6 protein-coding genes and 1 pseudogene are annotated in these 7790 nt (G+C 51.1%); 1 reads left to right on the top strand and 6 read right to left on the bottom strand.

What is annotated here, in order from left to right; all coding sequences use genetic code 11:
* From KDK14_RS21870 to KDK14_RS18025, 4 genes are all read right to left on the bottom strand, one after another.
* A partial coding sequence (locus KDK14_RS21870) for an ankyrin repeat domain-containing protein (protein ID WP_373691112.1) occupies nt 1-110 on the bottom strand: 110 nt, incomplete at its 3' end.
* Between the two features lie 560 nt (nt 111-670).
* Nucleotides 671-832, bottom strand: coding sequence for a hypothetical protein (locus KDK14_RS18035; protein WP_257266582.1), 162 nt, complete (start codon nt 830-832; stop codon nt 671-673).
* A gap of 192 nt (nt 833-1024) precedes the next feature.
* The gene (locus KDK14_RS18030; RefSeq protein WP_257266581.1) at nt 1025-1456 is read right to left on the bottom strand and encodes a hypothetical protein; all 432 of its coding nucleotides are present in this window, start codon (nt 1454-1456) and stop codon (nt 1025-1027) included.
* A 167-nt stretch (nt 1457-1623) separates the two neighbouring features.
* Nucleotides 1624-1842, bottom strand: a complete 219-nt coding sequence (locus tag KDK14_RS18025) for a hypothetical protein (RefSeq protein WP_257266580.1) — start codon at nt 1840-1842, stop codon at nt 1624-1626.
* A 55-nt stretch (nt 1843-1897) separates the two neighbouring features.
* On the opposite strand from KDK14_RS18025, the pseudogene tnpA reads away from it, so the two are divergent.
* Nucleotides 1898-2287 (top strand): annotated as a pseudogene (tnpA, locus tag KDK14_RS18020) (IS200/IS605 family transposase); the annotation flags it as partial.
* Nucleotides 2288-2359: 72 nt separating this feature from the next.
* On the opposite strand, the gene KDK14_RS18015 reads toward tnpA, so the two are convergent.
* Both KDK14_RS18015 and ptsP read right to left on the bottom strand, forming a co-directional pair.
* Nucleotides 2360-5080, bottom strand: coding sequence for an ankyrin repeat domain-containing protein (locus tag KDK14_RS18015; protein ID WP_257266579.1), 2721 nt, complete (start codon nt 5078-5080; stop codon nt 2360-2362).
* A 279-nt stretch (nt 5081-5359) separates the two neighbouring features.
* Complete coding sequence (gene ptsP, locus KDK14_RS18010; protein WP_257266578.1) at nt 5360-7648, bottom strand: phosphoenolpyruvate--protein phosphotransferase; 2289 nt, start codon at nt 7646-7648, stop codon at nt 5360-5362.
* Nucleotides 7649-7790 lie beyond the last annotated feature (142 nt).

The following is a 7790-nucleotide window of genomic DNA, read 5'->3' as shown; positions in this document are numbered from 1 at the left end:
ATATGCAGGGGCGTCTCACCCTGATGATCGGCGGCATTGACATCGGCACCGTGGTCGAAAAGAGTCCGGGCTAAATCCGTATGCTGGTGCTTTAAGGCGACAGCTAACAGGTTTTCTGGCTGACCGGTGGGCGCTGAGCGCTGAGCGATAAGGCTGATTGGCCAACGTCTTGTCTTTGTCCAGATGCCAGTTCAGCTTTCGCAGATTACCGCTACGGCAGACATTAAGCATTCGGGATTCACAATAAGGTGATTCGTCGTCATCGACGCTTTCCCCGTCCTTACCAATCAATGGCAGTAACGGTTGGCCGCATTCACTGCATCGGTGTTGGTCAAGTCTTGTTTCACCCTGCTTATCAAGGTGTCGGGTTATGCATCCCGGGTGGAAAACGTGGGGTTGCGGTTTACAAGATGTTTCGACCAGTGAGTGTCCACCAAATTGTCCTCTGATACGTTCGTCATCTATACAGATGGCAGAACAATTTCGTGGCAAGACTGCCCCGTTGCCCATGACACCATTCATTGCCTTGACCTTCTTTATGACCCAATGTTGTGGGTAAGACAAAAGTCAGCTGAGAAAATTCCATAAAAAAACAGAATTTTTAACAAGACGGTTGTCGTAACGAGTCAGGCATGCATCTGCCCGGCAATAGTCGTTTGTTTACCAGTATTCAAGTGATGGCAACCACAAACTCTGGCAGCAATGCAAAGCCCTGATATCTGGAGGCGACCGGGTTGTTGCCGCTATTACCACCAATAATGCCAGCAGCTCCAGTCAGGCAGGGCGGGATTGTTCGGTGATCACCGTCACAGGGGGGTTGGGGAAAGGGCATTTATTCAGAAAGGGGAAATTAAAGACGTTGCGCCGAGTTTGGCGCAGTATGAGGTGAAGGTGTTAGACAATCAAGATTCAAGACCCGACCCCGGTTTCCGACCCCGGTTTCCGACCCCGGTTTCCTTTAATAATCTTCTGGAAAATATCTGCTTTATCCAAAGACTTATTTTCCAGGGCCTCTATGAGCTTGTCACTCAGTGCCTGCTGGGCTTCGTACGTCAGCCTTGCCATCATCCATCAGCCTTGCTCCGATGCCCTCGAAAATGCATTGAATTCTATGGGCGTTATCCCAGGACTCATTATTCACAGCCTTTACCAGATTGTTTCTCAGTGCCCAGGTTTCGTCCGTCTGCCTTCGACTGGTGCCCTGTTGTCTCAACCCCTGAGTAGGCAGAATATCAATCTGTCCTTCGTGAAGTGTCGGCATCTGTGCTATTTGAGCAGCGGAAAAATCACCTGAGGCCGATTGTGACAAGCAGGCGCCCTGAGGTTCGTTAAAGGAACCTGGCATGTTTCGCTGCGCCCCTGCGCTGACTGATGAAGGTTCTGATTGCGCTATCGCTTTGTACTTCAGTTGGTCTTTAAGTGTCCCCCAGCCAGCATCCAAAACAGATTTAGCCATTTTGGTTTAGTGCTGCTTACATCGCCTACGAATATAGCGGCATGGTTGTTTACCAGCCGTGTTGTAAATTTATGAATCTGGTCTTTCCTGCGATTTTTTTCGCATGAATAGCCTTGACTCTTTGCTTCTTGTTGGACCTTTGAGCCTTACCGAGCCTTTCTTTCAGCTCACCTGAAAACAAGAACGGGCCTCTGGACATCATAAGCAGACAACCAAACAGGATTAACCGGCTTAACCGGCCCATAGTCGCTCGTACGACGATTGGCTTTCATGGTTAGCTCGTTAGCCAAATTAAAGACTTGGTTGACCTCGTAAGCCATCTCACGCAAGACCTTTGCATGTTTGTCTTTTATTCTGACTGACAGTGTTTTGGTCTGAATGCTCATAATGTGTTTTTTATAGACCATATAACTTAAAAAACAAGGTTGTTCTTAGTGTTATCGAAAAGGCAGACGTTGTGTGTTTATGCTCAACGCACACCTTATTTTTTGTACCAAATACCGGGGAAAGATATTCACCGACGAACATCTGAAAACTCTTGAAAATATATTCAGAAGCGTCTGCTCTGATTTTGATGTTGAACTGGAAGAATTTAACGGCGAGCAAGATCACCTACACATTCTGGTAAACTACCCACCAAAAGTCTCAGTATCAAAACTGGTAAACAGTCTGAAAGGTGTTTCAAGTCGAAGACTGAAACAATACCACCCAGAGCTGATAAAGCCTGCCTATATGAAGAATGCTTTATGGAGTCCGAGCTACTTTGCGGGTTCGGTAGGCGGTGCGCCGATTGAAGTTCTTAAACAATACATCGAACAACAGGATAGACCGCATCAGGAGTCCTATCGGACTCCGAGCTACCTGGGCGGCCCCATCCTTCCCAGCATTTATGCCCTATGGGTACTAGAAGTACTGGGCTTGACGCTCATTCCGGTCAGACTCTTGAGAATCTTGCTCCATAATGGATTCCCCGGCGCGGGAGCAATCAACAATGAACGGCAAATGACCCTCGTCAGAATATCGGCCCCGGGATTGTTCTGCCTTCTCAAGCATCAATATCAGCTGCTCACGGTTTTTCTTCCTGGCCAGCGCCAGAGGTGTCTGGCCATAGCAATCCCTGGCATGGATATCAGCGCCGCTATCAATCAAAACGGGCAAAGACCCAAGGGCATTTTTCTTGACAGCAAAATGCAGCACCGTCTCGCCTGTGTAAGAGGTCGCATGGATGTTTGCCCCGTTCTGGAGCAGGAATTGTGCACTCTGCACCCGGTCTGCCTTTATCGCCGTGTGCAGGGGCGTAAAGCCTGCAGCCGACATTATATTGACATCTATCCCTCTGTTAATCAGGGCTTGAGCACAGTGGATCTGGCTAAACTGGGCAGCGATATGCAAGAGAGATGTCCCTCCCTGCAACTGATTGAGGGAAATACCGAGCTTTGCCATCGCATCAATCAACAGCTCCATGCATGCGGTATGACCACAGCGGACAGCGTGGCATACGGGCGAGTAGTTTTTGTCATCCAGGGTACTGAGATTGGCATTGTTGTCCACCAGAACTTGCACACACTGCCTGTGACCTTCTATGGCGGCCAGGTGCAGGGGAGTCTGGCGCCGTTTATTCTTGAGGTTAACATCCGCTTGGTTAGCCAAAAGAAGCTGTACACCACCTAACTGGCCAGACTGTGCGGCTATATGCAAGGGACACGATCCCTTACTATTTCTGGCATTAATAACAACGCAGTCTTTATTATTGAGCAGCACAGCCATACAACGAAACCTGCCAAACTGGACAGCGGTGTGCAGTGGGGTATGGCCCGCCTCATCCACAGGATTGATGCTCGCCCTGTTGTCCATCAGCAGTAACCGAAGGCATTCGCTGTGACCATATTTGCAGGCAAAATGCTGGGGCGTCCATCCCCCGCCTCGTTGGGAGCTTACAATCAGCGCCTGATGCTCAAGCAAGACTTTCATACACTTTACACTCCCTCTCCGGGCAGCAATATGCAAAGGCGTCAAGCCATAAAGGGTCCTGGCATTGATATCTGCCCCTAGCCTGATCAGGCTCTGCAGATACTCCACACTGTCGAACGGGATCGTATTATGGAGGGGGGTACTGTTGCCCTCTGTAAGGGCATGGATATTGGCACCGTACTTGATCAGGATGTCCACGGAATTCCGCTGGGGAGTCACGGTGGCCCTGTGCAGAGGGGTCATACCGTCACTGTTGGCCGCATTGACGTTGTGCCCGGCATCAAGCAGGAGTTTCACACAATCAACATGCCCATTGTTAACGGCACTGTGCAGAGGCGACCAGCCAAGGATTGTGCTGGCTTCAATAAACCCGGCACCATGAGCCAGTAAAAGTTTTATACACTCTGGATGCCCTTGATGGGCAGCGTTGCTCAGGGGCGACAGGTTCCTGTTGTTTCTGCAGTTGACGTTTGCCTGCCGGTTCAGCAGCAATTCCACGCTCCGGGCGCTGCCAGCCAGGGCTGCCATGTGCAGGGGAGTGGAGCCGTCTTTGTCCGTGGCGTCAAGGAGGCTGACATTGCGATTGAGTAACAGTTCCAGAAAGTTCGCACGGCCACCAAGGGCGGCAGTGTGCAGGGCTGTTCTGCCATTGTCGTCTTTGGCATTGATATCCAGCCCATTATCAAGGAGCACTTGCAAGAAATCTATGGGGCCACTGCGGGTGAGAGCATGCAAGAGCGTCTTGCCATTGTCCAGAATGGCATTCACATTGGCGCCATGATCAAGCAGTATTTTTGCACACTTGCCATGACCATTAATAACGGCAAGATGCAGTGCCGTATGATGGTGATCACAGGTGGCATCTATATTATCTTCATGCTTCACCCAACTCCTCTCACCATGCTTCTGTCTGGGCCCATTGAAGAGTAAAGCTGCCACACAGGCAACATGCCCCATCATAGCCGCGAGATGCAGGGGGGTTGTGTCAAACAGGTCAATTTCATTGCCAATCGCCCCGAATTCAAGAAAGCGCTCCACACACGTCAACTGACCATGCAGGGCAGCACTGTGCAAGGGGCTTCTGCCCATACTGTCACGGATATTCATATTGGCACCATTAACGATCAATGTTTTGACACACTGCTCGTGGCCAAATTCAGCAGCAAAGTGCAAGGGCGTCACGCCGACAGAGGAGACGGCATTGACATCAGAGTTATGATTAACAAGCATCTTTACACACGCCTCATTGCCAGTATGAGCAGCAATGTGCAGCAGCGTGACATGGCCGCCGTAAAACGTTGAGTAAAAGCTCTGGCGGGCCAGCATGGGCTCCCGACCCAGCCAGTCAGACAACACCTCCATATCTCCGGAACGACAGCATTGCACGGGCAGGGGTTCATCGGGAACAGTGGCCAGGGCAAGCATTGGTTCAGCCCCACTGCCATGGCCAGATACCTGCTGCACAACATCGACACTGCGCTGGTCAATCCCTCTGGAATTGTTCAGCCAGGGAGTGATGCACTGCTCATGATATCGATGCTGACAAGTGGCAACGGTTATTTCTCTTTGATCAGCAAATGCCTGCAGGCAAACAGGGCAGGAATTATTTACAACGAAAGGGACGCCAGGGGCTGGCGAAACATCAATATTCATCAAAACTCCTGACAAATGGTGGGTGGCTTTGGGCAAAAGTAGCGTAGCAGAGATAGTTTTGCCTGACAGGGATTATTGCCGGATCCTGACACTCCCCACTCTGGCGGGCAAGGGTTCTTGATCGCTCAAGAACGTTTCTGTTTCACGGTCCGTAGCTCAGGGAACAGGTGGGGCGCCTGGCCCGGGTCGCGCAGACGGGGGCAGCTCCTAGAGCAACACAGGAGCAGTTGCCGCGTAGGGCAGTCTATTCTCGGACAGCCTCGTGGATGGGCGCTATTCTCAGACAGTCTCCTGGAAGCGCCGACCCTTGATCCCGAGAATCTTGCCGATGCCTTCTTTACAAAGGGCAAGTTCAAGGGAACTTCGAATAACTTGCGCATTGTCGTGTTTCATTAAATCCGACAATATCTTTTTCGCACGATCCATACCAATGCGTCTTAACACCCACTTTACTTTTAACAGATTCACTGCACTCATCGACAGCATATCGAAGCCCATGGCCATTAACAGTACCGCAGCAGCAGGATCACCCGCCATTTCACCGCAGATGCCGACGGTCTTTCCTTCCTGATGGGCATCATTTGCAACCTTCTGCAAGGCATGCAGAACTGCAGGGTGAAAGGAGTGATAAAGGTCAGATACCCGTGGATTGTTGCGGTCTACGGCCAGCAGGTATTGAACAAGGTCATTCGATCCGATGGAAAGAAAGTCGACACGTTGTGCCAGGTCCTTGACCATATAAACGGCAGCGGGAACTTCTACCATTACCCCAACCGGCGGCATGGATACCGGCAAGCCTTCAGCCAGCACTTCCGCATGGGCCCGGTGAATCAGGTGTTGCGCTTCTTCCACTTCAAAAATGCTGGATACCATCGGCAACATAATCCGGAGATTATCCAGGCCCACGCTGGCTTTTAACATGGCCCGGACCTGCACCAGAAAGATTTCCGGATGATCCAGGGTTACCCGAATCCCCCGCCAGCCAAGGAAAGGATTATCTTCCTTGATGGGGAAATAGCTCAGCGACTTGTCCCCGCCAATATCCAGGGTCCTCATGGTAACCGGTCGTGGCGCAAAGGCTTCAAGCTGGTGTCGGTAGATCTTTTCCTGTTCGGCTTCACTGGGGAAGCGATCCCGAACCATAAAAGGAACTTCAGTACGATACAGGCCAACACCTTCAGCCCCTCTATCCAGTGAACGGATGGTGTCGGTCATCAGGCCGGTGTTGACCCAGAGCGGAATTCGGTAATTATCCGGGGTCTCGCAAGGCAGATCCCGGATGGCTTCCAACCCCTTGCTGAACTGCTTCTCCTCTTCCAGCACTTCGTTGTAGTAATCCAACAGCTCCTGGGCCGGAGAGGAGTAAATCAGCCCAAGATTGCCGTCCACAATCAGTTTTTTACCGGACAGTTTATGGAAAGGAAGGTCAACCACCCCCATAACGGTAGGCACACCTAAAGCACGGGCAAGAATAGCCACATGGGAGTTGCTGGAGCCTTGCTTGGAAACCAGGCCTGCCAGTGACTCCTGCGGAACCTCCCCGAGCATAACCGGTGAAAGCTCCTCACTGATCAGAATGGTATTCTTTGGGTATTCAACCCTTGCGTGCTCCCCCTGCTGGAGATGAGAAAGCACTCTGCGCCCAAGGTCCCTCACATCGGCAGCCCGTTCACGGAGATAGTGGTCATCCATCATGTCGAAATTGCGGATATGCTCTTCGATCACCTGTCGCAAGGCGCCCTGTGCCCAGGATCCGCCCTGAATTCGCTCCCTTATCTCTTGCCCAAGGGCCCGGTCATCCAGCATTCTCAGATACACATCAAACAGTGCCTGTTCCTCGGCGGGTAAACGATCAGAAAGCCGCTCAGCGGTTTCTTGCATTTCTTCACGCACTGCAGCCAGCGCACCGTCAAACAATGCAATTTCCAGATCTACATTCTTACAGGTACGCTCAGGTACGGCTCCAAGATCAGCCGGAGGCGTAATAACCACAGCATCACCGATCGCAACCCCAGTGGCACCGGCGCTTCCCTGAAAGCGGGCAATTCGTTTTTTGCGGGTTGGCGAGGAAACATTATTGATTGAACCGGTTGCCTGGGCATGGGCAATAACCCCTGCCAATTGAGCAGACATGGTGACCAGAAAAGCTTCTTCATGTTCGTCAAAACGCCGCTGATCAACCTGCTGAACCACCAGGACACCAAGCGTATTCCGGTGATGGATGATAGGAACACCGAGAAAAGAGGTAAATCGCTCTTCTCCGGTCTCCTGGATATAGTGAAATTTTGGGTGAGAAGCTGCCTCTTCGAGGTTTATTGGTTCTTCCCGCAGCCCTACCTGCCCAACCAGACCTTCAGAGTGATAGAGCGTGACCTGACCAACAGCAGAAGGGTTCAAACCTTCCGAAGCCATCAACGTATAAGAGGTGCTCTCAGAATCGTAAAGATAGACGGAGCACACCTCGGTGTTCATGGCACCACGAACTCGCTGCACAATAATCTGCAGTGCCACCTGTAGATCAGAGGCAGAACTGACTTCCTGTACGATATTGCGCAGGGTGTTTAGCATATCTATCAAATACCCGGTCTGATAATAATTGCCGCAACTACTTTAACAATACAATAGCAATCCATGGCAAATTATATTGTCTGGTAACATCCTTTTAGGAATTGTCTGTAAATAACTTCCACATATTCAGATGCTCCACCGC

Origin of the sequence: Endozoicomonas sp. ONNA2, assembly GCF_024606365.1 — a bacterium.
GTDB lineage: Bacteria > Pseudomonadota > Gammaproteobacteria > Pseudomonadales > Endozoicomonadaceae > Endozoicomonas.
This window is presented reverse-complemented; position numbering and strand designations above follow the sequence as displayed.

Bases quoted from the DNA above. Each gene is read 5' to 3' on its own strand.
- ptsP (WP_257266578.1), bottom strand. From the start codon at position 7,648: ATGCTAAACACCCTGCGCAATATCGTACAGGAAGTCAGTTCTGCCTCT.
- KDK14_RS18030 (WP_257266581.1), bottom strand. From the start codon at position 1,456: ATGGCTAAATCTGTTTTGGATGCTGGCTGGGGGACACTTAAAGACCAA.
- KDK14_RS18015 (WP_257266579.1), bottom strand. From the start codon at position 5,080: ATGAATATTGATGTTTCGCCAGCCCCTGGCGTCCCTTTCGTTGTAAAT.
- KDK14_RS18035 (WP_257266582.1), bottom strand. From the start codon at position 832: ATGCCCTTTCCCCAACCCCCCTGTGACGGTGATCACCGAACAATCCCG.
- KDK14_RS18025 (WP_257266580.1), bottom strand. From the start codon at position 1,842: ATGAGCATTCAGACCAAAACACTGTCAGTCAGAATAAAAGACAAACAT.